This is a genomic window from Cellulosilyticum lentocellum DSM 5427 (assembly GCF_000178835.2).
Lineage (GTDB): Bacteria > Bacillota > Clostridia > Lachnospirales > Cellulosilyticaceae > Cellulosilyticum > Cellulosilyticum lentocellum.
The window spans coordinates 113,534-140,000 of the sequence record NC_015275.1; the positions used below are offsets into that span (position 1 = coordinate 113,534).

A 26,467-nucleotide genomic window follows, 5' to 3' on the forward strand; every position below is an offset into this window, starting at 1 on the left:
GCGTCATAGTTTATGTTTAATTTAGGAGGTGAAATCATGGAGTATACCATTAATAAGTTATCGCAGATTGCCCATATAAGCACGAGAACTCTACGTTACTATCATGAGATAGGACTTTTAATGCCGGCAAGAGTCAATTCGTCAGGTTATCGTATTTATGGAGAGAAAGAAGTGGATACCTTGCAACAAATATTGTTTTTTAAGGAGTTAGGGTTAGACTTAGAGACAATTAAGCAAATTGTGATGGCTCCAGATTTTGATAGGCAAAAAGCACTATCGCAGCACTTAGATGCCCTCCTAAAAAGGCGTGAACAAATAGATAGACTGATACGCAATGTTACCCAAACTATGGGAGCCATGAAAGGAGAAATAACAATGACAGACGAGGAAAAATTCGAAGCCTTTAAAAAAGAGCTTATAGATGACAATGAAAAGAAATATGGAAAAGAAGTAAGAGAGAAGTATGGTGACGCAGTGATGGAAGGGACTAATGCCAAACTAAAACAAATGAATAAAAGCCAGTATGAAAATCTAGAAGCTTTATCTCATGAGGTGAATATGGCTATTAAAGCTGCCTTTGAAACAGGAGATCCCAGAGGTGAGTTAGCCAAAAGGGCTTGTGAGCTTCATAAACAATGGATTTGCTACTATTGGCCAGAAGGGACTTATACAAAGGAGGCTCATATTGGCCTTGCCAAAGGCTACGTAGATGATCCTAGATTTACAGCTTATTATGACAAAATTGCAGTAGGTGCAGCGCAGTTTTTATATGAAGCTATTTCTCATTACTATGCAGGGAAATAATAGCATATAAGGTTTAAGCTCCTATTAACACAGAGAATATGAAGTATGAGAATGCAAGCGACTAGATATTAGTCCTTGCATTTTTTTAATAATATTATATAGAAGTTTTTATAGAAATCTCTATAATCTGCTATAATAAAAGGGTTAACTATTAATCATTTTATAGACATATAGGAGGAAATATAGAATGTTAAAGGTTTGTTTCCACCAAGCAATAGAAGATGAAAAAATAAAATTTGCAGTAATTGCTGCTAGATATAAGAATCAGTGGATCTACTGTAGACATAGGGAAAGAAATACTTTTGAAATACCAGGTGGACATAGAGAGATAGGGGAGACAATCATAGAAACTGCCAAAAGGGAACTCTATGAAGAGACAGGCGCTATAGACTTTGAATTAGAAGAAATAACAGTATATTCAGTGGTAAATGATAATATAGAGACTTTCGGTATGCTCTTTTTTACAGAAGTAAAGGAACTAGGAGTATTACCAGATTTAGAAATAGAGGAAATACAATTGTTTGATGAGATGCCAGAGACGTTAACTTATCCTTTGATACAGCCACTCTTAATCGAGAGGGTGAAACAAGTACTAAAGATGAATGGTTAATTTTGAGGATGCAGATCAAGAGCACAAAAGAAGTTAGTTAATCATTTTAGAAACTAGTTTAGTTCAGGTCAGAAATAAGGAGTTTATAGGAATGAAGATAACTTTAAGGGAAATTAAAGATGTAGCCAGTAGTTACAAGGCCTATGATGATGGCCTAAACTATTTTAAAGAGGGAAAAGTAGAAAAGATTCACTTAAGACAAGATGAAGATTATATAGAAATGATGTCTTGCGTTCATGGAGATACAGGAGACTATCAGACAAGAGTAGAGTTATACAATGAAAAGTTAGCATGGTGTGAGTGTAATTGTCTACCCAGCTTTCAAGAGGAGGGGGCTTGTAAGCATGTAGAGGCGATGTTACTTAAATACTATTATGAGGTCATGCCAGATATTAGACGTAGTATTAAAGGGGAACGCTATTCGCAAAATGCATTAACCTATTATGAAGATCAAGTCATTAAAGAGCAGGACTTAGAGCTTGGGGAAGATGAGAAGATTAATGCACATATTAAGCTTATTGATGAAGGCGCAGGAAGCTTTTTTCTTGGTCTTAGTGTAGGAGCTAATAAATTTTATGTGGTTAAGGATTTATATGAGTTTGCTGAACATATGCTACAAGGTAACCGCGTTGTGTATGGAAAGAATTTGGATTTTATACATGATTTGAGTGTGTTTGATGAAGCAACAAAGCCTATTATTCAGTTTATAGTAGACAAAACCCAAGAGTATCTAGATATCTTAAGACAGGTGGGGATGTATAGAGGGTTTACCAAAGCTGATCGAAAAACATTGCCATTAGGACCTAAAGCCTTTGATGAGTTTTTTGATTTAGTAAAAGGGCAAAATATCGAAGTGGAGAATGGAAAAGAAATAAGAGAAGTTCTCTTTGCAGAAGGCAATCCTAGATTTGAATTTAAAATTGAAGGAGAAGGCGATTATTATGAATTAAGTACATCCTTAGCAGAGTATGAACCAATAGCTTTCTCTAGATATAAGTATATCCTGCTAAAAGATAGACTCCTTCGTCTAGATAAAAGCTTTGGTAATGATGTTTTTCCGCTTCTTAAATATATGTATGAAGCCAGAAATGTTCATGGAAACAAGCAATTAGATTTTAGTGAAACCCTTATTAAACGTTTTATACTTTCTAGTCTAGCAAAAATAGAAAAGCATGTGCCAGTTGTAATGAACGAAGATATAAAAACGGCAATCACCCCAGAGCATGTACATGTTAAAACCTTTCTAGACCTAGATGGTGAAGGAAATATTATAGGAGATATTCAGTTTCAATACAAAGGTTTTATTTTTAATCCCTATAAAAAATTGAATGAATCTGAGACTAGACAACTTGAGCAAATTGCAAGAGACACACCTAATGAATATCGTGTGGGTAATATCTTAAAGTATTATAATTTCCGTACGAAAAATGGAGGACTTCACTTAAGTGAGGAAGAAGATATTTATGCCTTTGTTCGCACAGGTATTAATGAGCTGATGGAATTAGGCGAAGTTCATGTAACTGAGAGGTTAAGACACATTAATCTTGTAAAAAGTCCTGTGGGAAGTATTGGACTTCGTATTGAAAATAATATGTTGAAGGTAGAACTAAAGGATGTGAATATGCCATTAGAAGAAATGGCAGCTATCCTAAATGCCTATAAAATGAAAAATAAATATTATCGTTTGAGGGATGGGTCTTTCTTAGATATTGCAGGAGGGACTACTATTGGTGATCTAGCTAATATTGTAGATGGGCTGGGTATGAAAGGAAGTGATCTAGCTGAAGGTGAAGCGAGCCTTCCTAAATACAGAGCTCTATATTTAGACCAAGTATTAAGGCAAAGTGAAGGAATCGAGGTTAGCAGAGATAAGTACTTTAAACAAATCATTAGAGATGTGAAAAACGTAGAGGACGCAGATTATGAAGTACCTAAATCTCTTAAAGCTAATCTGAGAACTTATCAAAAGACAGGCTATAGGTGGCTAAGAACTATGGCAGCTTATGGCTTTGGGGGAATACTAGCTGATGATATGGGTCTTGGAAAAACCCTACAAATGATTGCACTTATTTTAGCAGAAAAAGAAGAGAATGAGGCATTAAGTCAGAATCAGTTAGCTAGTCAAGTGGATGATAAAAAGCAAGACGATGCTAAGGAAGCTGAGGCGTGCAATAAATCACAAGGCTCTCTAGAGTGCCTGTGTAAGCCGTCGTTAGTTATTTGTCCAACTTCATTAGTCCTTAATTGGCAGACAGAACTAGCACGTTTTGCGCCTTCTTTGAGGGTACTAGTTATCATGGGGACGGTTCTTGAGCGTAAAACCATTTTGGAACAAATAGTAGGTTATGATGTAGTCATTACCTCCTATGAACTTCTTAAGAGAGATGTTGATTCTTATGAAGAGATTCAGTTTAGATATTGTATTGCTGATGAAGCGCAGTATATTAAAAATGCCAATACCCTTAGTGCTAGAGCCTTAAAACTTCTTAAAAGCGAAGTGAGATTTGCTTTAACAGGTACACCAATAGAAAATTCCTTAGCAGAGCTTTGGAGTATTTTTGATTTCATTATGCCAGAGTATCTATTTGGTTATGCTGAGTTTAGACGTCACTATGAAATGCCTATTGTAAAAAGTCAAGATGAAGTAGTGACAGCAAGACTTAAAAAACTTATTGCACCTTTTGTTATGAGAAGGTTGAAGAAAGATGTACTAAAAGAACTTCCTGATAAAACAGAAACGGTTATTTACAATACTATGGAAGAAGAGCAACAAAAGTTATATACAGCTCACCTTGCTTTAGCAAAGAAGGAAATGGAAGAAGAACTTAAAGCTAAAGGAGTAGGAGCCAGCCACATTAAAATGCTAGCACTTCTTACAAGACTACGCCAACTGTGCTGCCATCCTTCTATGTATCTTCAAGATTATACAGAAACCAGTGGTAAGCTAGAACAATGTATGGAAATTGTTAAAGATAGTATAGAAGCAGGACATAAGATTCTTCTATTTTCCCAGTTTACCACAATGCTAGACATTTTAAGTAATCGTCTATATAGCGAAGGGATAGAACACTTTATGCTTACAGGTTCTACTAAGGCAGAAGAAAGAATGAGGTTGGTTAATGAATTTAATACCTCAGATATCCCGGTATTTCTTATCTCTCTTAAAGCAGGAGGGACAGGTCTCAATCTAACAGGTGCAGATGTGGTTATTCATTATGATCCTTGGTGGAATCTTTCTAGTCAAAATCAAGCCACAGATAGAGCTTATCGCATTGGGCAGAAAAATAAAGTACAAGTATTCCAAATGATTACGAAGAATTCCATAGAGGAAAAGATAAAAGAACTCCAAGATAAAAAAATTGGTCTTACAGAAAGTGTATTGCAAGAAGGAGAAGCCTTTATTAGCAAAATGTCAGAAGAAGAGATTAAAGCACTATTTAGTAAGCAATAAAGTTGAAGGATTATACAGCTAAAATAAATGGGAAATATGACAGCTAGATGTCGCATTCAATGGGTATAATATAAAATGAACTTATAATGTTTTAATTACAATGAAGAAGAAAGTCAGAGGAAAAGCATGAGTAGAAAAGTTGTTTTATATATTGCTACAAGTATAGATGGATATATTGCCAGAAATAATGGAGAAGTAGATTGGCTAGAGGGAGATGATAGTGATCCAAGTGCAGATGGAGGATATGAAGCTTTTTATAATACTATTGATACCGTGATTATGGGGAATACAACTTATAAACAAATTATGGGTTGGGGTGAATACCCTTATAAAGGAACTAAGGGATATGTTTATACAAAAAGTAAGCAAGATCTTAATGAAGATGTTATTTTTACCTCACAGGACCCAACAAATTTAATTAAAGCCCTGAAGGAAAAAGAAGGAAAAGATATTTGGGTGATTGGCGGTACTGAAATAGTAGATCTATTTGTAAAAGCAGATTTAATAGATGAATATATTATTACTATTGCACCTGTTATTTTAGGAGAAGGTATTTCTTTGTTTAAAGGAGATAAGTCTGAAATAAGGTTAGTCTTAAAGGAAATGAGAGCCTTTAATGGTTTTACACAAAATCATTACGTTAGGAAGTAAATTATTCCAATAATTAAAAGTTATCTCATGCACAAATAAAAAGGTTTAAGAAAAATAGGGACTAAATAGAAGTTAAGGTGGATAACTTTATAGGAAGTATAAAAGTAAAAGGAGCGTTGCAAAATAAGTCAATTATGCAACGCTCCTTAATCGTTGGTAATTAATATGAATATTCAAACGGACAACTGGTTTCTAGGACATAAATAGGATGTAATTACAAAAAAAGTAATAGATTGAAAATACATGAAAAATGAGATAAAATATACTGAAAAGATAAAAAATAAATATTATTCAACGTATTAGTCTGAGGGATGTATAATTACATAGAATTCACTTGAGTATCAATGTAAAAAGATACTAAGTAAGGGGGCTACGAATGAATATAGCTATTTGTGAAGATGAGATTATTATGATACAAGAACTACAAAAACTAATAGAAAGGTATAAGCAGTTAAAAAGGGTCGACATTACCTTATCAGTCTATACATCAGGGGAGGCGTTGCTAGATAGTAAATTAGAACAAGATGCTATTTTCTTAGACATATCTATGGCTCAATTAGATGGAATTCAAACTGCCAAAAAGATGAGAGAACAAGGTTTTACAGGAATTATTATATTTTTAACTAGCCATACAGAAAGAGTTTATGAAGCGTTTGAAGTAAAGGCTTTTAGATATCTATTAAAGCCAATTAACTATACAATGTTAGAAGAACTATTGGATTTATTGAATCAAGAGATTACTAAAACAGAAAAAGAGTACATTATAATCACAACTAAACAAAAGACGGTTAGAGTGACATATGAAGACGTTTTATACATTGAGAGTATCGGAAAAAATGTAGAGATACATACTTTGGATAAGAATTATATCATGAGAGAAAAGGTTAGTGAATTTGAAAGGATATTAATAGATAAAGGTTTTTTTAGAGTGCACAAGAGTTTTTTAGTAAATCTAGAATACATAAAAGAAATAGTTAATGATAGCGTTGTTTTGGAAAATGAGGAAATTATTTATGTTAGTCGATTAAGAATGAAACAATTAAAAGAAGCTTTTGTGAATACTCTTAGAAGAGGTATAAATGTATGGCGCTAATTATAGATATTATAGGTGGGTGGGCTATTTACGGCATAGAGTTTCTAATATTCATTTTTACTTTTAATCTATTTTTTGAATTAAAAGATAAACGTAAAGGTTTTTATACTATTGTAGGAATGGTATATGCTATGATAATAACTGTTTGCGAAGTGAAAAATATAGACAAAAGAATTCTAATTTACTTTTTTAGTATATTTGGGTGTTGTATCTGTTTTTTTAAAGGAAGAATGATACATAAAATGGCAGTTATTTTTCTTACATTAAGTATTAATTTTATTATAGAAGAGATTTTTACCATGTTATTAAGTCTTGTATTAAGGGAGAATTACTTTATTGTAAGTGAGAGTGAATTTTTATCACAAATAGTAGTGGAATACATAAAATTACTTGTGTTACTTTTAGTAGTTAAACTGTATATAAAATATATAGCTAGAGCTACACACATTAAAAGACATATGAATAAGATAAGTAAATTTGAAAACAGTATATTTCTTATTATGCCCATCTCAAGTTCGGTAATACTTACAATCTTCTTTGATATAGTTGTAAGGTATTTAACTCAGATAGAAGCTATTATTATGGGGAGTGCGGTAATGGGATGTTTATTAATCTTTAATATAGTTGTATTGCTATTAGTATATCGAGAACTGGCTAATAAGGAAGCAGAATACCTAGCTAAGAATATGCAAGAACAGTTTAAAATGCAATTTAATCATTATAAACAACTAGAAGAAATAAATGGTGAAACTAGAGCGCTTAAACATGATATGAAAAATCATATGTTGTGTCTTAAAGCTTTATTAGATAATTATAAAAATGATGAAGCAGTAAGATATCTAGCAGATATAACAGATCAGATAGAAGCGTTAAATATGAAGATAAATACTGGGGACACTATTATAGATGCTGTTTTACAACAAAAATATAAAGAAGCACAAAAGAATAAAACTATTTTAGAGATTGAGGGGAGGTTTGTAGGGAAACTTCCTTTAGAACCTATTGATAAATGTACAATCATTGCTAATGCCCTAGATAATGCTCTTGAGGCATGTTTGAAAATCCAGGATTTAACCAAAAGAAAGATTCAACTTATTGTTGGATATAACAAAAATTACATATTTATTACGATTAAAAATAGAGTAGAAGAAAAAATAGAAATCAATAATAATACCATTATAACATCTAAAAGTAATAAGAAAAGTCATGGTTTTGGTCTACAAAATATAAAGAATAGCCTGACATCTTACAATAGTTACATTAATATATATTATGAAGAGAATATGTTTGTATTAGAAATAGTGATAACTATATAAACAGTTATATCGTATAACGATATAGCTGTTTTGCATTATATGGCCGTAGAAATACAGCTTGTGACTATTGATTGAAAAGTAAGAAAAGTGTTGATATATTTAGGATATTAATATGTTTTGTAGGGAGGTATAGATAATGGATAAGTATAAAGATAAAAGAGATATAAATTATAATAGTCAATTTAATGAATTAACAAGGGAAGAATCAATAATTATTAAAGCTGGAGGAGTTACAAGAAAATTCTTTTCTGTGATAAATGAATGTATAAGAGAGATATTTGGTTAGTATAATAAGCTGTTCTTGAAGTGAGTGCAAATCTCCTTTATTTTATTACATAAATGAAGAGGCATTTCTAGGTTTAATGAACATATTGGTATATGCCATAAAATAAATACATGGTTTAGTATTCGTCCTAAATTCAATGAGAAAGTAGACTAATTAAATATAGAGTAGCAGTGAAGTGAGGTCTTTTACAAAGGCTAAAGTGGGAAATAAAATGCAAACTAAAGAAGATTAATAAACTTAAAGATAATTAAAGAGGGGTAAACATGGAAATAAAAGAAAATCAAGAACTCATTATGGAAAATGTATTATCTTTTAGAGGAAAAGTAACGCAACAGCAGATGCAAGATGAAATGATGAAAATAGGAGAAGTAATACAAAGGATAGGCGTTCAAAAGAATGGTCCCCTTACTACGGCTACCTTTTCGGTGGAAGAAGGCAGTTTAGGGCAAGTTATGGATGTAGAAATATTGGTACCACTTAATAAAAGAGTTGAGTTACCGGCTAGTTATACATTTAAGCCAATGATTAAAGTAGTTCATGCACTTCGTGCAAGGCATATAGGTAATCCGGCAATGCTCCCTAATACAATTAATGCCTTAAATGATTATATTGTTAAGAATAATGTACAGGTTATTACAGCTACATATAATGTAATTGTTAAAGATGCGATACGAGAAGATGATGTTAATGATATGATCGTTGATATCTATTTGGGGTGTAATTCAAATAATCCAATATAAATAGAATGTATTCTAAAATACTAAGCTATCTACCTATACTAGCGTACGGAGTAGGGTTGATATAAATAAAATAATATACAGAGGTGAAAAGTATGGAATTAACAAGCACAAAATTTGAAGCATTATCAATGAATGAAGTTACTGAAATTAATGGAGGAGGTCCGCTTACAATACTTGCAGTGTGTGCAGCAGTGAAATTAGTAGCTGATACAGCTAAGGTTTGCTATGAATTAGGAACATATACAGGTAAGGCGCTAGCACATTGGCTTAGTTAAGTAAAATAATTTTCATATAATTATAATATTGAAGAGGGGAGGTAGAACTATGGAATTATGTACTATAGATGGTTTGAAATTAGACAAATTTGAGGACTTAAAGTCAACTGAATTAGAAGAAGTTAATGGCGGTGGTGCTGGAGCAGTAATTGCCGTTGTTGTAGTTATTTGTGTTATCGCATTTGCTGTAGGTGTTTATAATGGCTATCAAGATAATAAGAAATAGTAATTGGATGATGAACTGGAAGTGGTGAGAAATGAATAGTGATCTAATAGACATTATCAATACTTTATCTACTAACTATTTTTTAAAAGTATCAATAATTGCATTTTTAATAGCATCAACTGCTAAAGTAATGTATTTTTTAGGAACAGAAGTAGGAAAAGCTATTGCATATATGCTTAGGTAAAAGATAAGCCATAACATTTTCGATTAGTGTTATGGCTTATTAATAAATAATCATCTAAAGAATCAGAAGAGGGTGCAAAACATGACTAAAAGATATCAATGTATCAAACAGTATGATATTACAGATTGTGGGGCGGCATGTCTTGCAACTATTTGTAAACAATACGGTCTTAAAACGCCCATCACTAAAATCCGTGAAGTAGCAGGAACAGACACACAAGGAACTAATGCTTACGGTGTGATTAAAGCTGCTGAGCAATTAGGTTTTAGTGCCAAGGGAGTTAAAGGAAATCAAGAAGCCTTTTTCAGTGAATTTCCATTACCAGCTATTGCCCATGTTGTAGTGAATGATTCATTACTACATTATGTAGTTGTACATAAAATTACACAAAAAGAAATCGTTATAGCTGACCCAGGTAAGGGAATTGTGAAGTACACACCAGAGGATTTTTTTAAGATCTGGACGGGTGTGCTTATTTTGCTTGTTCCAAATCAAACCTTTAAAAAAGGAAAGGAGACAAAAGGACTATTTGAACGATTTTTTCACCTTCTGTTACCTCAGAAGAATTTACTCATACAAGTATTTTTAGCATCACTTATTTATACTTTATTAGGTATATTAGGTGCATTTTATATGAAGGAGCTATTAGATAATATCCTGCCATATGGTCTGATGAAGACATTACATATTCTATCTCTTGGAATTATTGGGTTATATATTCTTCAAGTTGTATTAAGTGGATTCCGTGCACATTTACTATTATATTTAAGCCAAAAGTTAGATATAGCATTACTACTAGGATATTACGAGCATGTACTAAAACTTCCTATGAATTTTTTTGGGACAAGGAAAGTTGGAGAAATTATTTCTCGTTTTCAAGATGCTGGACATGTGAGGGATGCTATATCCGGTGCTACCCTTACCATTATGATTGATACGTTAATGGTGCTTATAGGGGGCATTATTCTTTATATGCAAAATGCATTACTTTTTGGAGTAGCATTTATTATTGTTGGTTTATATGCAGTCATAGTTTTTGGATTTAATAAAGCATTAAAAAAAGGAAATCAAAAGCAAATGGAAGAAAATGCTCAGCTTACCTCTTATCTGGTTGAATCTTTAAATGGTATACAAACAGTGAAGGCATTTAACGCAGAGAGGAAAGTTAATCTGGAAACAGAAGGAAGATTTATTAAACTTCTGAGAAGCATCTTTAAATTAACGCTTACAACTAATGTACAAGCTATTCTTAAAGGTTTAGTTGAACTTATAGGTGGGGTAGTCATTTTGTGGGTAGGAGCATATCAAGTTTTAAAAGGAAATATGTCAGTAGGAAGTCTTATCACTTTTAATTCATTATTAGGCTATTTTTTAGGACCTATGAAAAATTTAATCAATTTACAGCCAGAGCTTCAAACTGCAATAGTAGCAGCAGAGCGTTTAGGGGAAATATTAGACTTGGATATTGAATGTGATGAAAATGAGGAGAAGAAAATAAAGCCGAATAAATTCGAAGGAAATATTCAGTTGAAAAATATAGATTTCAGATATGGAACAAGGCAACTCATATTAAAGAATATTAGTATGAATATACAAAAGGGTGAACGTATTGCCCTTGTAGGAGAAAGTGGTTGTGGGAAGACAACCTTGGTGAAACTACTACTTAATTTTTATCCTATTGAAAAAGGAGAAATTCTTATAGATGGGAATAATGTCTTAGACATCAACAGAGAATCATTAAGAGAACGAATTGCTTATGTACCACAAGAAACATTTTTATTTAGTGGAACGATAATAGAAAACTTATCTTTAGGTTCTAGCCAGATAGAGATGGAACAAATAGTAGAAGCGGCCAAGATGGCAAGAGCGCATGATTTTATTAATGAATTACCCCTAAGGTATAATACACACCTAGAAGAAAACGGTGCTAACCTTTCGGGTGGTCAAAGACAACGTTTAGCAATCACAAGAGCAATACTAAAAAAACCAGATATTTTGATCTTAGATGAAGCGACAAGTAATTTAGATTCAATTACAGAGGCAGCTATTGAAAATACAATTAATACCTTTAGTAAAGGAATGACAACAATCATTATTGCTCATCGTCTAAGTACCATTAAGCGTTGTGACAAAATCTTTGTTATGGATAAGGGTGAAATCATTGAACAAGGAAGTCATCAAGAGCTTATGTCACAAAAAGGTAGATATCATAAACTTTGGCAAGAACAACTTCCAGAAGTTAGTCAGCAAATAGAAGCAGATTTAATAGAAGAAATTGCTGCAACTAAAGAGGAGGTAAGTTATGACACCAGTTATTAAGGATATAAGAGAAGTTACTGATAGTAAAGAAATGTATGAAAGCAAACCGCATCCTTTTCTTACTATATTTATCTACATAATATTAGTGAGCATTATATTGGTAGGGATATGGATGTATTTTGGAGAGATAGATATTGTGTCAAAGGGGAGGGGGGTGGTACGACCTAATGAAAATGTTAGTATGATTCGCAATAAAGTCCAAGGAGAAATAGCTAGCTGTGATTTAGAGGAGGGTAAGATAGTAAAAAAAGGAGATGTACTTTTTACCATTGTCTATGACGATTTGGAGATTAAACGCTTGCAAGCAGAGGAAGTATTAAAAGATACGGAGCAAAGGCTAAATTTACTAAAAAAGCTCGAAAGTAGCATAGAACAAGATGCTAATCTTTTTTCACAGGATACAGAAATAGAGTATTATCAGCGTTATGTTAAATACAAACAAGACTATATGAGTCTTAGTAACAATGTAAACATTCAAAATAAAACAGATGAGATCGCAACAACGCAAACAAAGTTTAGCAAAGAAGGTTACCAAGAAAAGATAAATGAATATATGGAGGATTATGAAAAACTTAAACAGTATCAGCAATCAATAGAAAAAGGACAAAACATATTTACAGATAAACAGTGTACATATGCGCTAGACTTTAATAACTATCTTATTAAAATAAAACAGCTTCAAAAAAACATTGTGGATAAACAGTTTACCTATAGCCTTAATAGTGAATTAAAGGAAAATGATCTTGTAGCAGAGAAAGAGTATGAGGCTTCTAAAGAAGCTTTAGAATTGGCAGAGAATGAATTAGTTCAGCTAAAGACAGCTACTCTTAAAAGTGTACAAGATGAAATGAAGCAAATAGAAAGTAATAAGAAGTTAGCAGAGCAAGAGATGAACAAACTGATTATAGATGATGGTCTTACACAGACTAATGTAGCACAAAGGGAATTGGCTCTAAAAAAGTATAAAACAGATGCTCTAGTTGAACTTTATAATCAAATAGAAGAACAAGAGGCTTTGTACCAATCACAAAAAAGAGAATTAGAAAGTACTCAGCTAGCTATTGCAAACTGTACTATTAAATCACCTATAGATGGAACGGTTCATATAACTCAGGAAGTAAGTACGGGGGACCTTATAGCTTCAGGAACAGATATTGCAACCATTATCCCTATAAATGACACTATGTATAAGATAGAAATTTTTATGCCTAATAGTGAGATAGCTGGTCTTAAGATTGGAGATCAAATTAAATACAAGTTTGATGCCTTACCATATAAGGAATATGGGCAACTTGAAGGAACTATAGGAAATATATCTTCAGATGCTAAGGTAAGTGACGCCCAAGGAATAAGTGGCTACATTGTAGAAGGAAGCATTAGTAATGAAACTGTGTATAGCTATAAAAATGAACCAGCAGAAATAAAAATAGGTATGACTTGTGAAGCACATGTCATTACTGAGCGAAAGAAAATATTGTTTTATTTATTGGAGAAAATAAATCTAATGGATTAACAATGAGCAACTGGAATTATTCACATTGAGTTATATTAACTTTAATGTGAGAAAGGATAAGAAATTAAATCTAAAAATGAGTAAATAGAAAAGGGGAAGAAAATGAAAACTTTACAATTAAAGAAAAAAATAAATATATGGCTACTATGTTTATGCATAATCATAACAACTATTGTACCTACTTATGCCAATGATCCACAAACACCACAAATCAGCAAATGGGCCCTATGGACACTTAATGAGGGAGAAAATTATGGGATTTTTCCTATGGAGTGGTACTATGACGGCTTCCAAGAACAAATCACAACAGAGAAGCTACAAAGCCTTTTACAGGGGGTTGATCATAAGTTTGCATCTTTAGAATTAAAAGTAAAAAAAGATTATATAAAAGAACCAATTGATAATCCTCTAACAAGAAGAGGTGTAATAGAAGCACTTTTTGCTACTTTAGCAAAGTATGAGGGTATAGAGGATAGTAGTGGCGTGGATTACTTTAAGCAACAAGGGCTTTTGTCAGGAACCAAACAAGGATTAGAACTAGATAGTGTATGTACAACCCAGCAAGCTGTAGTATTAGCCATAAGATTTGTTGAACATACTTACAAAGGATTGGATGCTGGGGCAAAAGGTTTTGCTTGGCAAGCAAAAAAAGGCGGTAATACTGTTTATCTATTAGGCTCTATTCATGTAGGTACATCAGAAATGTATCCACTGAGCAATACTTTAAAGGAAGCATTTAGTAAGGCGGATACTCTTGTGGTGGAAGCTAATATACTTACTCAAAATGAGCAAATGAACCAATTTATACAGATGGCAATGTATGCTGATGGAACAACTATTAAAGATCATGTTTCAAAAGAAACTTATGATAAGCTAGTAAAAGTACTCACTACGTTTAAACTCCCTATAGATCAAATGCAGCAATTTAAACCATGGAGCATTGCGAATGATTTAAATGTAATCAGTACGAGCCAAACTGGAACAATAGAAGGTGCACAAGAAGCTGCAACACAAGGCGTAGATATGTACTTTTTACTAAGGGGTATGGGTGAAGAAAAAAGGACTGTGGAATTAGAAGGACTTATTTACCAAGGAAAGCTTTTTGATAATTTATCAGCCGAATATCAAGAGGATTATTTAAATGCAGTACTTGATAGTATTTTAAATCCAGCAACTGAGGAAGAAATAAGCGAAGTAGATTTAATAGCTGAGTGGCAACAAGATTGGATTGCAGGAGATATTGAAGGATTTAAGGCTAGTTATGCAAAACTGATGGAAGGGGATAGTGATGAACTATCAGAAATGTTATTTGGTGTCAGAGATAAAGATATGGCAGAAAAAATAGCAAAGATGTTAGAACAAGAAGGAGAAAATACATATTTTGTAGTTGTGGGAGCAGGACACTTTACAGTAGAGGGAACAGTGTTAGATCAACTGAAAGAAAAAGGCTATGATATTAAACCACTTTATAAGTAGATGGGTAATAACTAAAGATAAGCAGGGTTGGATGATTTACTGATTTATTTTTTATATATAAGATATGGGGGAAAACAATGGAAAAACCAATCACAGCAGTGTGGGAAATTACCATGGGGTGTAATATGCAATGTAAGCATTGTGGATCTAGCTGCACATCAGCATTACAAGGAGAATTAAGTACAGACGAAGCCTTAACCTTATGTGCTGAAATAGGGGAATTAGGTTTAGAATGGATTACATTATCAGGGGGAGAACCTACTACTAGAAACGACTGGCATAAAATAGCGAAGGCATTAAATGAAAATGGTGTTGTACCCAATATGATAACAAACGGTTGGGCATTTTCAGAAGAAGAGGCCTGCAAGGCAGAAGAGGCAGGCATTAATACTATAGCAATTAGTATAGATGGACTTCAACAAAGTCATGACTATATTAGAAAAGAAGGTTCTTTTGAGCGTTCCATGAAGGCATTTGAATACTTAAAGCATACTTCTGTACATACAGCAGCCATTACTACAATTCATAATAAGAATATACATGAATTACATCAAATAAAAGAGATTCTAATAGATAAAGGCGTTGAAAGATGGCAACTTCAAATTGGATTACCAATGGGGAATATGGCGCATCATAAAGAATTAGTGACTCCACCGCAAATAATCAATGAAATTATTGATTTTGCCTATGAAGAAACTCAAAAGGGCGATATCATTATTGACTTAGCTGATTGTATAGGTTATTTCAATGCTAAGGAATTGATAGTTAGGGAGAAAAACTCGGGGAACTTAGGATATGGTTGGGATGGATGCGGAGCGGGAAGATATAATCTTGGCATTCTACACAATGGAGATATTATAGGATGCGTATCTATTAGAGATAAGGAATTAATAGAAGGCAATATAAGAAGTGAATCATTACGCTCTATTTGGGAAAGAGAAGATGCTTTTAGCTGGAATCGTCAATTAACTAAGGACAAGCTGAAAGGTCACTGCAAAAAATGTAGATACGGAGCAATCTGTAAAGGTGGATGTACTAATTCTAGATTAGTTCATAAGGGCAGTATCTATGAAGAGAATAAATATTGTTCATATGGGATGGTAATGGATCAAGCAGAAGCTGTATTAAGAAATGTAGAGAATCCATCTGAGCTTTTGGAGAAAGCAATGAAATTCTTACTCAATGAAAAGCATCAATTAGCAGAAACTGCATTAAGTCTGTATTTAGAGTATGAACCTAATGATATAGAGGCACAAAAAAATTACGGGTATATTCAGTTTATGTTGGAGAATTACGAGGAATCTAAAAGATGCAATGAGGTTATTTTGAAGGTGAATCCAAAGGATGTATATGCTTTGAAAGGCTTAGGCTTAGCATTAGCTAAGATGGGAGAAGTAGAAGCAGGAATAGAGCATTTAAAAAAGGCTATTGAGTACACAGATCATAGCTTTCTAGATCCCTATTATGATTTGGCAGTTATTTTAGTTGAAAACAATTATGAAGAGGAAGCTAAAACACTTATTAAAGAAACAACACTAAAATATAAAGAGTTTAAAACTTATCAACAAATGTTTAATGAAAAATTAGGGGTGTCCTAAGAATAACTTATGGATTTTTAATTTTCAATATTAATCAATATGAAATATTGGAAAGTTAAAAATAAACATTAGAGAGAGGAGGAGAAAATATGAAACAGAATGAAAAACTTATAATGGCTTTAACAGATGAAGAACTTATGGAGTTAACTGGGGGTTTTATAGAATCAGCTGTAGCAAAAGGTGCAATGGTAACATTATTATATGCTATTAGACCGAATCCCAAACCTATTATTGATTTTATATTTAAGGTTCTTAAAAAGTAATACTAAATCGAGTTGATAAAGGGGAGTTTAAAATGGAAAATAAGCAGAAAAAAGAATTAATTATGGATGAAATTGTAATTCAAGAATTACAAGAAATCTCCGGAGGAAATATCTTAACTATAGTACCACCTCGACTTGGAGGAATTTCTAAAATTCCAACAAAGCCACCTATAATAACATTTCCACCGCTTAGTGGCATTGTTAAGAGGGTATAATAAGTAGTAAAGCAGTTAATAATTTTTTTAAACATATAAGGAGGGAAATAAAATGAAAGAAGATGAAAAAGTACTTAAATCATTAACAGATGAAGAGTTAATGCAGTTAGATGGAGGTTTCTTTATTATTGACGTAATCAAAGAAGTAATAAGTAAAAGACCACCCATCATGGCACTTTATGCAGTTTCACCAACTATTAAAAGAATTTAAAAAAGACAATCTATAGAGCTTAATGGTAAGGCAGTTTAGTAAAAATACTTTAACTAAACTGCCTATTAATTTATGATTTAAAGAAAGGATGTAGCTTATGAGGGTCCATTATATAGAAGAAGACTCATGCACAATAGCATATTTTCCAAGAACATTAAGGTATTTTGTTGTGAATGAAACCATGAAAGATTTTATTAATGCAGTAGAAGAAGGGGTGAGCAGGGAAAGTATTATTTCTAGATTAGAGATAAGTGAGGACCAGTATGATGCATTTAATGAAAAGATACGAGTGTGTTTGGGAGATAATGATTATTTAGTTGATGAATATAGTACTAAAAAACTATTCCTTGAAAAATTATCATTAAATATAAGTAACGATTGTAATTTAAGATGTAAATATTGTTATGCAAATGGAGGTAAATACCATTCATCTAGGCAAATAATGACGCAAGAGACGGCACATCGCGCATTAGAGATATTTTTTAATCATTTTGATACCATTGAAAAAGTGGCTCTTTTTGGAGGGGAACCTACTCAAAATATGGAAGTTATCAGGTATGTATGTGAGTATGTATATGAAAAAAATGAAAAGACAGGGCAAAAAACATATTTAGGAATGGTTACTAATGGTACACAAGTAACAGATGAATTGATTGAACTCATTAACAAGTATGATATCCAAGTAACTATTAGTTTTGATGGCACCAAAGAAGCACAAGATGTGGCAAGAGTATTTGCTAATGGAGAAGGTACGGCTCAAGTTGTTATGGACAATATTAGAAAGCTTCAACAATACACTTCACAGCCAGCAAGTATAGAGGTAACCTATCATAAGTATCATCAGGAAAATCAAATGAAGGTTATGGATATTGTAAGAAGTATTAAGCAACAGATTGGGGATGTAGATATTCATATTGTCCCCATGGGATGTAATCAAAGGGAACCAATTAAGGAGTTAATGTTAGATAATCTAGATGAATTTTTAGATGCTATTGATGAGGCGCTTTCGGAAAAAGGAGAGGGGCTATCGTATACTTTTTTAGATTGTATTTTGGAGTCACTGACTAAAAAGACACCATCTAAGTATATTTGTGATGCAGCCATTAATGCATTATCTGTTAGTACCAATGGTGATATTTACCCCTGTTCTGTATTAACAGATATGAAAGATGAGTGGGGAGGATCTATTTATAACGAGAATGTATTAGATGAGCAACAATTTGAATATATGATAAATAGATATTTAAAGTTTAATAAAATAGAAAATGAGAAGTGCAGTAAGTGCTTTGCACATACAGCATGTTTTGCATGCTTAGGTATGAATGCTATTACTAATGGAAGCCCGTTTGAACTAGATGAAAGCTTATGTGAGTTAAATAGGCAAATGCTAGAGAAGATAATAATAAAGCTTAATGATCTACAGAGAGAGGCAAGGAGAAATGAACTCCTAGCTTAGCAAGTTTGAAAATATCTAGTAAGGTTATTTAATATTACTACCTTTACAGGATATATAAAGTTAGAGGAGTAAGGTGTATCATTTCTTTTGTATTCATTTTGTAATGGATATATTGGACTTAATAGGTTAGAAAAAATGCTGTTCTATAATTTACCTTACAAAAAGATATATATAATAGTTTTTGTAAGCGGAGCAGTGAGTGCAAGTTATTCAGTGGAAAACTAAAGAAAAAGGGGATAAGTACTTATTAAAACAAAACAAATTGTGGATAATATAAAACAAAACACAATACAGGTTGCCTCAAAATCTTGAGGCAACCTGTATTTATATAGTCAGTGAGAAGCTATTATGCCTCTGAATAAATTCTTTTAATGACTTTATACAAAAGGATTATAGAAGCGCCCACCATTTTTTAGAGTCATCCATAAAGAAAGAGCAAATATTAGAACGACTCCTACAATAGCAATATAATCTCTTTTAACAAAAGGCCTACTGCTATACCAAGTACGTTTCTTCTGAGTTCCAAAAGAACGCAGTTCCATAGCACAGCTAATGGTTTCAATACGTTCTAAGCTGCTAAAAATCAGTGGTATCAAAATGGTGCTCATATTTTTAATACGTTTTGTTAGTTTTTCTTTACTAGATAGATCAATTCCTCTTGCTTGTGCGGCAAAAGCAATTTCTCTATAATCTCTTTGGATATCTGGAATATATCTTAGGGCAATAGCTACTGCATAAGAAAGTTTATAGCTTACTCCGATATGATTTAAAGAAGCAGCAAATTCACTTGGGTGAGTAGCTACAATGAATAATAAAGCAATTGGAATAACTGCAAAATACTTAAGTGTTACATTGAGCTGATAGAATAATTGCTCTACAGTTACGGTATAAGGCCCTACTATTTTAAATAATACTGTAGTACTACCATAAATCTTACAACCTTCCATAGGTGAAAAAATAAAAATAGCAATATTATTAATTAAAAGGAAGGCTAATATAAAGTAAACTACAAAAGCCACATCCTTAAACTTAATCTGAGATACTTTAAAGCAAATTAAGCTCAATATAAGTAACATAGCTAATACTCTTGTATCATAAGTAAGCATAGCAGTTAAGGAGCAAAAAATTAAACAGATTAGTTTAGTAGCTCCAGTTAAACGGTGAATAGGGGAATCTGCCTCAAGATATCCGAGTGTTACATTTGGCATAGATTTCTTCTCCTTCTATCTTCTTTAATAAAGCTTTGAACAAAAGCTTTAGGGTCTTCAAGTTTTACTTTAACTGCAAGTGAATATAAAGAAGTCTCTTTAAGATGAGCTGGTGTAATGATGGTTGAAGTTGTAAGCACATGAGTCACAGTATCATCAGCTAAAATTTTACCATCAGCTAAAACAATAGCACGGTCTGTATACTCTAACATTAAGTGCATATCATGAGTAATCATGATGATTGTAATGCCGTCATCATTAAGTGACTTCAAGAATTCCATCATCTCTGTATAATGCTTAAAGTCTTGTCCGGCAGTTGGTTCATCTAAAATAAGAATTTCGGGTTTACTTACTAAAATAGAAGCAATCGTTACACGTTTCTTTTGGCCAAAGCTCAGGGCTGAAATAGGCCAATGACGCATTTGATAGAGACCACATACTTTAAGTGTTTCATAAACTCGAGCTTTTACTTCGGCTTCAGGTAAACCTTGATTACGAAGCGCAAGTGCAACTTCATCATAAAGCATTGGTTTAGAAATCATTTGATTTGGATTTTGAAGTACAACACCGATAGATTCGCAGCGTTCTTTAATGGTTAAGTGCTTCATATCCTGTCCTTTAAGGAGTAGTCTACCTTTAGTAGGTTTATAAAAACCACAAATCAGTTTTGAAAGTGTAGACTTACCAGCGCCATTTTTGCCTACGATACTTAGTATCTCACCCTTATAAAGTTTTAAGTTAATATCTTTAAGTAAAGCTTTACTTCTATCATAGCTAAAGTTAACTTCTTCAAATTCAAGTAGCACATCATCATTAACTTTGTCTTTAATTTCTAATGTATTATTCATAAAAGCTTCAAGTTTTTCTTTACATCCTTTAAGATTAATTTGATCTAAAGGTTCAACTTTATCAAAAGCTTTAAGATCACATCCCGCATACTTAAGTGCTGTAATATAAAGTGGTTCACGAATACCATTTTGTTTAAGGGTATCTTCTTTAAATAATCGATTTGGGGTTGTATCTAATAGAATATGACCTTGGTTCATAACGATGATACGGTCTATAGGTCGATGTAAAACATCTTCTAAACGATGTTCGATGATAATAATAGTCTTACCAGTCTGCTCATGTACTTGATGAATTAGGTCAATAGCCTTTTCACCAGTAGCTGGATCGAGGTTAGCTAAAGGTTCATCAAAAAGCAAGATATCGGCATCACTTACAAGGGTACCGCCTAAAGTAACACGTTGTTTTTGCCCGCCAGATAAAGAGTGAGGTGCCACATTTAGAAAGTCATCTACCTCTACAATAGAAGCTACTTCACTTACTTTTTTCTTCATCTCATTTTGTGCGATACATTTATTTTCTAGGCTAAAGGCCATATCCTCGCCTACAGTAAGTCCAATAAACTGACTATCAGGATCTTGAAGAACCGTCCCCACCATTTGAGAAAGTTCGAATAAACTAAGAGTGGCAGTTTCTTTACCATTGATTTTTAAACTACCAGTTGATGTACCTTCTGCTCTAAAAGGAATAAGGCCATTTAAAGTAGCACCTAAGGTACTTTTTCCTGAACCAGAAGGACCTAAGATGAGTACCTTTTCACCTTCATAAATAGTTAAGTTAATGTTTTTTAAAGTAGGTTCATATTGTACTCTATATTGAAAGCTAAAGTTATTAAATTCAATAACAGATTTTTTCATAGTTGTTCCTTTCTGTATCTATTGACTATCGCTCATAATATTTAATCATCTTCAAGATACAATATTATAAACTGTAGCCTCTGGATAATGAGCTCTAAATGTAAACAGCTTTGAAGTTGTAATAGACATTTAGAACGCAAGTTATATTAGTCTTCAAGTTTTAAACTTCCGGTTTTGATTCTAGTTTTAGCATAAGAAGCTAATAAAATAGAACCTAATACGCCGATAGTTATAATATTAGAGATTCCAGATACTGCTCCTTGAATATAAACCTTATTACTTGGCTCGGCATAAATGAGTATATCTAAAGTAGGAGCAACAATCCCCCAAGCCATTCCATTTGCTATAACTTGGAACACATTAAAGAGGATAAGTTGTTTTTTACCAAAATAGCCATCTTGAAGTTTTAAGGCTTTGACTGAAAAACCAATAATGAGTCCAACTACAGCCGAAGCAATAATCCAGCTAAACCATGGGGACCCATAAGCTGTAATATCCTTTAATGTATGTCCGATGAATCCAATAGAGGCACCAGCTAGAGGGCCATAAAGCACAGCCATTAATGCTAAAAAAGCATAAGCTGTTTGAATTTCTGTATTGGGAATCCCCGTAGGAATAGAAGCAAAACGTCCTAAGATTAAAAAGACTGCTGATCCAATTCCTATGGCTACAATTGTACGTATAGAAAGTGTTTTGTTATTTTTCATTGTGTCTCCTGTTTCTAAAATAGATGATTTCCTTTAAACGCAAAAAAGCCTGAGTATAAACTCAGGCTTTGACCGGTCTATACTCATCTTCCAGTTTGTTTACTGTTGGATTTGGCACCTTGATATTATACAGGTTGCCGGGCTTCATAGGGCCAGTCCCTCCGCCACTCGTGATAAGCAATTATATTCATATGTAAATATAATATTATGTAAAGTGATTAGTGTCAATTGAATTATTATGGAATTAAAGTAAAGAAATAGAAATAGCTTTAAAATAATCATCAAGAATTCTAAGTGAAAAATATTTTTGAATTTTTATATAGTGAAAATAAGTAATAAAATAAATTGTGAAGCAAGCAATACAGCGAATTTTAATGATTAAAAATAGAAGTGACCGTTATAATAAAATTTATAAAGTAGTCAAATGAGTGTTTTATTTAATCTAGGAGAGCTGTACAATTCACCGGTGATAGTAAATAATGAATAGGACAATATAAAATAGAGGGAAAAAGTTTATATGTTTAAGTGGTGTGTCATTATGGTTATAATGGATAAATAGAGAACAAGGCTATATTTAAGATTATGGCACATTCAGAGACGTGGATTATACTGTTAAGAATGGGTGAGAGTAGAGTATTTCGAAACAATAAATAGAGAAAAGAAGGAGAAAGTAAAATGAATCCATTAAATATACTAAAGAAATATTATGGTTATGATGCCTTTAGACCTGGGCAAGAAGAATTGATTCAGGCTATCTTATCAGGCAAAGATGCATTAGGGATTATGCCAACTGGTGGGGGAAAATCCATATGCTATCAAGTACCAGCACTTTTATTGGATGGAGTGACTATTGTTATTTCTCCTCTTATTTCTTTGATGAAAGATCAAGTAGATACACTTAAAGAGTACGGCATTGAAGCAGAGCTTATTAATTCCACTCTAAGTACAAAAGAATTTAGAGAAATTAGAGCCAATGCTAGAATGGGAGCATACAAGCTTTTATATGTAGCACCAGAACGTCTAGAGACTGAGAGTTTTATGGATTTAATAAGGGAGGTTCCTGTTTCTATGGTTGCAGTGGATGAAGCCCATTGTGTGAGTCAGTGGGGACATGACTTCAGACCTAGTTATAGAAGAGTTAGTCAAATACTTTACGCTCTTCCTAAGAGACCAATTGTAGCCGCTTTTACAGCAACAGCGACGCCCCTTGTCAAAGAAGATATTATTAAGCTTTTAGAACTCAATAAACCATTTGAGTTAACCAGTAGTTTTGATAGACCTAACCTTTATTTTGAAGTAAGAAAGCCAGAAAATAAACTTCACGAAACTGAAATGTATCTAAGAGAACATGTTGGTGAAAGTGGTGTGATTTACTGTGCAACTAGAAAAGGCGTAGATGATCTCTATGAAAGACTACTTAGGCTAGGTTTACCATGTACAAAATATCATGCGGGTTTAAGTGAAGCTGAGCGAAGTAGCAATCAAGATGACTTTTTATATGATAGAGTATCAGTGATGATTGCGACTAATGCCTTCGGAATGGGGATAGATAAACCAAATGTAAGATTCGTATTACATTATAATATGCCTAAGAATATGGAAGGCTATTATCAAGAAGCAGGTCGTGCGGGTCGTGATGGAGAAGAAGCACAGTGTATTTTACTTTTTGGTACACAAGATATTATGACTAATCGTTATTTAATTGAAAATGCTAATGGATTGGGTAGACAAATAGAATATGACAAGTTAAATAGCATGGTTGATTACTGTAATACTGAAAGTTGTCTTAGAAACTATATTTTAAATTATTTTGGTCAGCAAACCCTAGAAGAAGATTGTCATCATTGTGGTAGCTGTAATAATGATACGGAAGAATCGGACATCACAGTAGAAGCACAAAAAATCCTGAGTTGCGTTAAACGAATGAAAGAACGTTTTGGTAGTACTCAGGTAGCAGATGTACTGAAGGGATCAAATACTCAAAAAATCAAAAGCTTCAAATTTAATGAACTTACTACTTATGGGGTAATGAAGGACTATCCAAAAGATACAATTAAAGAATTAATCTCATTTTTAGTAGCAGAGGGCTATTTACAATTAGTAGGCACCCAATATCCTATTATCCAGCTTACAGAAGCGAGTTATGAAGTATTAAAGGGAAAAAAGCCAGTCACCATTAAGCGTATTTTAGTCAAAGAAACAACCCCAGTAAGAAGTAGATCTGGATTAGATGCAAAGGTAGACCTAGTTTTATTTGAGAAACTTAGAAGTATACGATATGATATTGCTCATAAACAGCATATTCAGCCGTTTATGGTATTTCCAGACACCACTTTAAAGGAAATGAGCAGTAGATATCCTACAACAGATGAAGCACTTCTTCAAGTATCAGGAGTAGGAGAACATAAGTTAAACAAATATGGCCAAGACTTTATAGCCATTATTAAAACTTATGTAGATGAGAATAATATAGATATTAGTAAAGCGTTAGCTTCATTAAGTAAGAAACATTCCGAACCACTATCTAATCTGGAGGGAGAAGCTACTTTAGATGGAAATACCATACCAAAGAAATCATCACCTAGAGATAGTCATAAATTAACCTATGAGCTTTATATGCAGGGAAAGGGAATTCATGAAATAGCTGATGAAAGAAATCTTACTCAGATGACAGTGGAAAATCATCTTATAAAATGTGTCCAAGAAGGATTACCGATAGATTTTACACAGTTTATACCATCAGAATATGAGGAACAAATTATAGAAGCTATTGAAGAGTGTGGTGCTACCCTGCTTAAACCGATTAAAGAAATGTTACCTGAAGAAGTTACGTATACTGCTATTAAGTTTGCACTTATAAAGTATGGCAAATCATAGCTATAAACATGATGCTTTGATTGATACTAAAGTTATTTAAGTTAGATATTAAACTAATAAAAGTAATACTTTAAATGGTTAAAGAACCACTTTATATTAAAGAAAGACTTTAAGAATGCGATTGTATACAATTGTGCATAACAGAGAGGAAATGTGGATAACCAGTGGATAAGTGGCGTTTGTTTAACATAAATCTGTGGAAAAACAATTTATATCTGAAAATTATATACTATTGTAAGTGTAAAAAGGGAGAAATGTAAACGTTCTATTTCTATTCTCTTAGCAGATGTATGAGTATTAAGTTTCCAATGACAAATTGATTAATTTATAGTAGGATTTAAGATTAAAAAAAGTAAGTTTAATATAAAGAATAGGATATATATAACTTAAAAAATGTGATACCATAGAACTATATTAAACGTAAGATGAGGGGGAGATACAATGCTAATTTTAAAAGAAAGAGTGCTTTATGAAGGATGTAAATTATATATAGAATTCACACATCGTGCAGATATAATAATTTATAGCCTGGTATTAGAAACTGTAACAGGGGAGAATGTTATGCTCTATGCCTGTGATACAAAGAAAGTTATAGATTTTATATTTGATGCTGTCATAGCAGAGCTCAATGGTTCTAACAATAGAGTGGTTGATGTAAACTATATTATTAGTAATGCATGTGAATAATTTGTGCACTTAATAAAGTCCCTTATAAGATGAGATTCCAAAAACATCCTATAAGGGATTTTTGATTATAGAGATATAATATGTTAGAATGAAAATACTTTGTGAAATTGTAGGATTTAAAGAGGAGACAGTAATGGAATTATCATATGGAAAAAAGGAGCTAGAACAAATAGCTAAATTATATGGAATCAAAGGAGCATACAAATTAAAAAAAGCGGAATTAATAGAAGCTTTACTTGAAGCAATTCCTCAAAAGATGCCAGAGATTCTACCTATGTTAGATGAAATAGATATTAAAAATTTCGAAGCACTTTTTAATCAAAATAAGATAATAGATAATGACGATGAATTAGAATGCTATTACAACTTGATGGAATTAGAGTTAGTACAATTTATAGAAGTTGATAAAAAGCGCCAGTTAATAGTAGCAGATTTAGTTAAAGATGCTTATAAAAAAATAGATATGGTTCCTATTATGGAAAAAATAAAACTAAATAGCGCTATGAGAAGACATATTATAAGTATACTAAACTTATATGGCGTTGTTAAATTAAATTGGGCTGTAGAACTTTATAATAGAAACCACGCACAAGCAATT

At 32.7% G+C, this 26,467-nt stretch carries 25 protein-coding genes and 1 riboswitch (1 of these 26 only partly in view); of the genes, 22 read left to right on the top strand and 3 right to left on the bottom strand.

Annotated elements, in window-relative coordinates; all coding sequences use genetic code 11:
- Positions 1-36 precede the first annotated feature (36 nt).
- The 19 genes from CLOLE_RS00525 to CLOLE_RS00590 all read left to right on the top strand — a co-directional run bounded on the left by CLOLE_RS00525 (position 37) and on the right by CLOLE_RS00590 (position 18,687).
- The gene (locus CLOLE_RS00525; RefSeq protein WP_013655136.1) at positions 37-804 is read left to right on the top strand and encodes a MerR family transcriptional regulator; all 768 of its coding nucleotides are present in this window, start codon (positions 37-39) and stop codon (positions 802-804) included.
- 187 nt (positions 805-991) lie between these two features.
- Positions 992-1,414, top strand: coding sequence for an NUDIX hydrolase (locus CLOLE_RS00530; protein ID WP_013655137.1), 423 nt, complete (start codon positions 992-994; stop codon positions 1,412-1,414).
- Between the two features lie 91 nt (positions 1,415-1,505).
- On the top strand, positions 1,506-4,865 hold the full coding sequence (locus CLOLE_RS21450) for a DEAD/DEAH box helicase (protein WP_013655138.1): 3,360 nt from the start codon (positions 1,506-1,508) through the stop codon (positions 4,863-4,865).
- Between the two features lie 126 nt (positions 4,866-4,991).
- On the top strand, positions 4,992-5,516 hold the full coding sequence (locus tag CLOLE_RS00540; RefSeq protein WP_013655139.1) for a dihydrofolate reductase family protein: 525 nt from the start codon (positions 4,992-4,994) through the stop codon (positions 5,514-5,516).
- Positions 5,517-5,892: 376 nt separating this feature from the next.
- Positions 5,893-6,609: a LytR/AlgR family response regulator transcription factor gene (locus tag CLOLE_RS00545; protein ID WP_013655140.1), complete on the top strand. Its 717-nt coding sequence runs from the start codon at positions 5,893-5,895 to the stop codon at positions 6,607-6,609.
- A gap of 242 nt (positions 6,610-6,851) precedes the next feature.
- Positions 6,852-7,925, top strand: coding sequence for a sensor histidine kinase (locus CLOLE_RS00550; RefSeq protein WP_162145051.1), 1,074 nt, complete (start codon positions 6,852-6,854; stop codon positions 7,923-7,925).
- 136 nt (positions 7,926-8,061) lie between these two features.
- Positions 8,062-8,211: a hypothetical protein gene (locus CLOLE_RS22720; protein WP_013655142.1), complete on the top strand. Its 150-nt coding sequence runs from the start codon at positions 8,062-8,064 to the stop codon at positions 8,209-8,211.
- A 263-nt stretch (positions 8,212-8,474) separates the two neighbouring features.
- Positions 8,475-8,951 carry a hypothetical protein gene (locus CLOLE_RS00555; RefSeq protein WP_013655143.1) on the top strand — a complete coding sequence of 159 codons (477 nt, stop codon included), beginning with the start codon at positions 8,475-8,477 and terminating at the stop codon, positions 8,949-8,951.
- Positions 8,952-9,043: 92 nt separating this feature from the next.
- Positions 9,044-9,226 carry a hypothetical protein gene (locus tag CLOLE_RS00560; RefSeq protein ID WP_013655144.1) on the top strand — a complete coding sequence of 61 codons (183 nt, stop codon included), beginning with the start codon at positions 9,044-9,046 and terminating at the stop codon, positions 9,224-9,226.
- Positions 9,227-9,275: 49 nt separating this feature from the next.
- Entirely contained in the window at positions 9,276-9,452 is a 177-nt protein-coding gene (locus CLOLE_RS22280; protein ID WP_013655145.1) for a class IIb bacteriocin, lactobin A/cerein 7B family, read from the top strand.
- 31 nt (positions 9,453-9,483) lie between these two features.
- Positions 9,484-9,636, top strand: a complete 153-nt coding sequence (locus CLOLE_RS22725) for a hypothetical protein (RefSeq protein WP_013655146.1) — start codon at positions 9,484-9,486, stop codon at positions 9,634-9,636.
- 81 nt (positions 9,637-9,717) lie between these two features.
- Positions 9,718-11,955, top strand: a complete 2,238-nt coding sequence (locus CLOLE_RS00565) for a peptidase domain-containing ABC transporter (protein ID WP_013655147.1) — start codon at positions 9,718-9,720, stop codon at positions 11,953-11,955.
- Positions 11,939-13,468, top strand: a complete 1,530-nt coding sequence (locus CLOLE_RS00570; RefSeq protein ID WP_013655148.1) for an HlyD family efflux transporter periplasmic adaptor subunit — start codon at positions 11,939-11,941, stop codon at positions 13,466-13,468. Before CLOLE_RS00565 ends, CLOLE_RS00570 begins: the two co-directional genes overlap by 17 nt.
- 102 nt (positions 13,469-13,570) lie before the next feature.
- Positions 13,571-14,944 (top strand): TraB/GumN family protein, encoded by a 1,374-nt coding sequence (locus CLOLE_RS00575; RefSeq protein WP_013655149.1) that lies wholly within the window; start codon positions 13,571-13,573, stop codon positions 14,942-14,944.
- A 77-nt stretch (positions 14,945-15,021) separates the two neighbouring features.
- Positions 15,022-16,542: a radical SAM/SPASM domain-containing protein gene (locus tag CLOLE_RS00580; RefSeq protein WP_013655150.1), complete on the top strand. Its 1,521-nt coding sequence runs from the start codon at positions 15,022-15,024 to the stop codon at positions 16,540-16,542.
- A gap of 89 nt (positions 16,543-16,631) precedes the next feature.
- Positions 16,632-16,805: a hypothetical protein gene (locus CLOLE_RS22730; protein WP_013655151.1), complete on the top strand. Its 174-nt coding sequence runs from the start codon at positions 16,632-16,634 to the stop codon at positions 16,803-16,805.
- A 32-nt stretch (positions 16,806-16,837) separates the two neighbouring features.
- Complete coding sequence (locus CLOLE_RS00585; RefSeq protein ID WP_013655152.1) at positions 16,838-17,020, top strand: hypothetical protein; 183 nt, start codon at positions 16,838-16,840, stop codon at positions 17,018-17,020.
- A 52-nt stretch (positions 17,021-17,072) separates the two neighbouring features.
- Positions 17,073-17,231 (top strand): hypothetical protein, encoded by a 159-nt coding sequence (locus CLOLE_RS22735; RefSeq protein WP_013655153.1) that lies wholly within the window; start codon positions 17,073-17,075, stop codon positions 17,229-17,231.
- A gap of 97 nt (positions 17,232-17,328) precedes the next feature.
- Positions 17,329-18,687: a radical SAM/SPASM domain-containing protein gene (locus CLOLE_RS00590; RefSeq protein ID WP_013655154.1), complete on the top strand. Its 1,359-nt coding sequence runs from the start codon at positions 17,329-17,331 to the stop codon at positions 18,685-18,687.
- Positions 18,688-19,064: 377 nt separating this feature from the next.
- On the opposite strand, the gene CLOLE_RS00595 is transcribed toward CLOLE_RS00590, so the two are convergent.
- The 3 genes from CLOLE_RS00595 to CLOLE_RS00605 all read right to left on the bottom strand — a co-directional run bounded on the left by CLOLE_RS00595 (position 19,065) and on the right by CLOLE_RS00605 (position 22,305).
- Positions 19,065-19,895 (bottom strand): energy-coupling factor transporter transmembrane component T family protein, encoded by an 831-nt coding sequence (locus CLOLE_RS00595; RefSeq protein ID WP_013655155.1) that lies wholly within the window; start codon positions 19,893-19,895, stop codon positions 19,065-19,067.
- On the bottom strand, positions 19,883-21,598 hold the full coding sequence (locus tag CLOLE_RS00600) for an ABC transporter ATP-binding protein (RefSeq protein WP_013655156.1): 1,716 nt from the start codon (positions 21,596-21,598) through the stop codon (positions 19,883-19,885). The genes CLOLE_RS00595 and CLOLE_RS00600 overlap by 13 nt, the downstream gene beginning before the upstream one ends.
- A 146-nt stretch (positions 21,599-21,744) precedes the next feature.
- Entirely contained in the window at positions 21,745-22,305 is a 561-nt protein-coding gene (locus CLOLE_RS00605; protein ID WP_013655157.1) for an ECF-type riboflavin transporter substrate-binding protein, read from the bottom strand.
- An 80-nt stretch (positions 22,306-22,385) separates the two neighbouring features.
- Positions 22,386-22,485: riboswitch (SAM riboswitch) on the bottom strand.
- Positions 22,486-22,980: 495 nt separating this feature from the next.
- Here CLOLE_RS00605 and recQ point away from each other — a divergent pair.
- From recQ to CLOLE_RS21455, 3 genes are all read left to right on the top strand, one after another.
- Entirely contained in the window at positions 22,981-25,182 is a 2,202-nt protein-coding gene (gene recQ / locus CLOLE_RS00610) for a DNA helicase RecQ (RefSeq protein ID WP_013655158.1), read from the top strand.
- 441 nt (positions 25,183-25,623) lie between these two features.
- Positions 25,624-25,869, top strand: a complete 246-nt coding sequence (locus tag CLOLE_RS00615; RefSeq protein ID WP_013655159.1) for a hypothetical protein — start codon at positions 25,624-25,626, stop codon at positions 25,867-25,869.
- Positions 25,870-26,002: 133 nt separating this feature from the next.
- On the top strand, positions 26,003-26,467 hold the 5' end (the start) of the coding sequence (locus CLOLE_RS21455) for a Rho termination factor N-terminal domain-containing protein (protein ID WP_013655160.1). It continues 603 nt past the right edge of the window; 465 of the gene's 1,068 nt are visible here — the first part of the coding sequence; it begins with the start codon at positions 26,003-26,005; its stop codon lies off the right edge, out of view.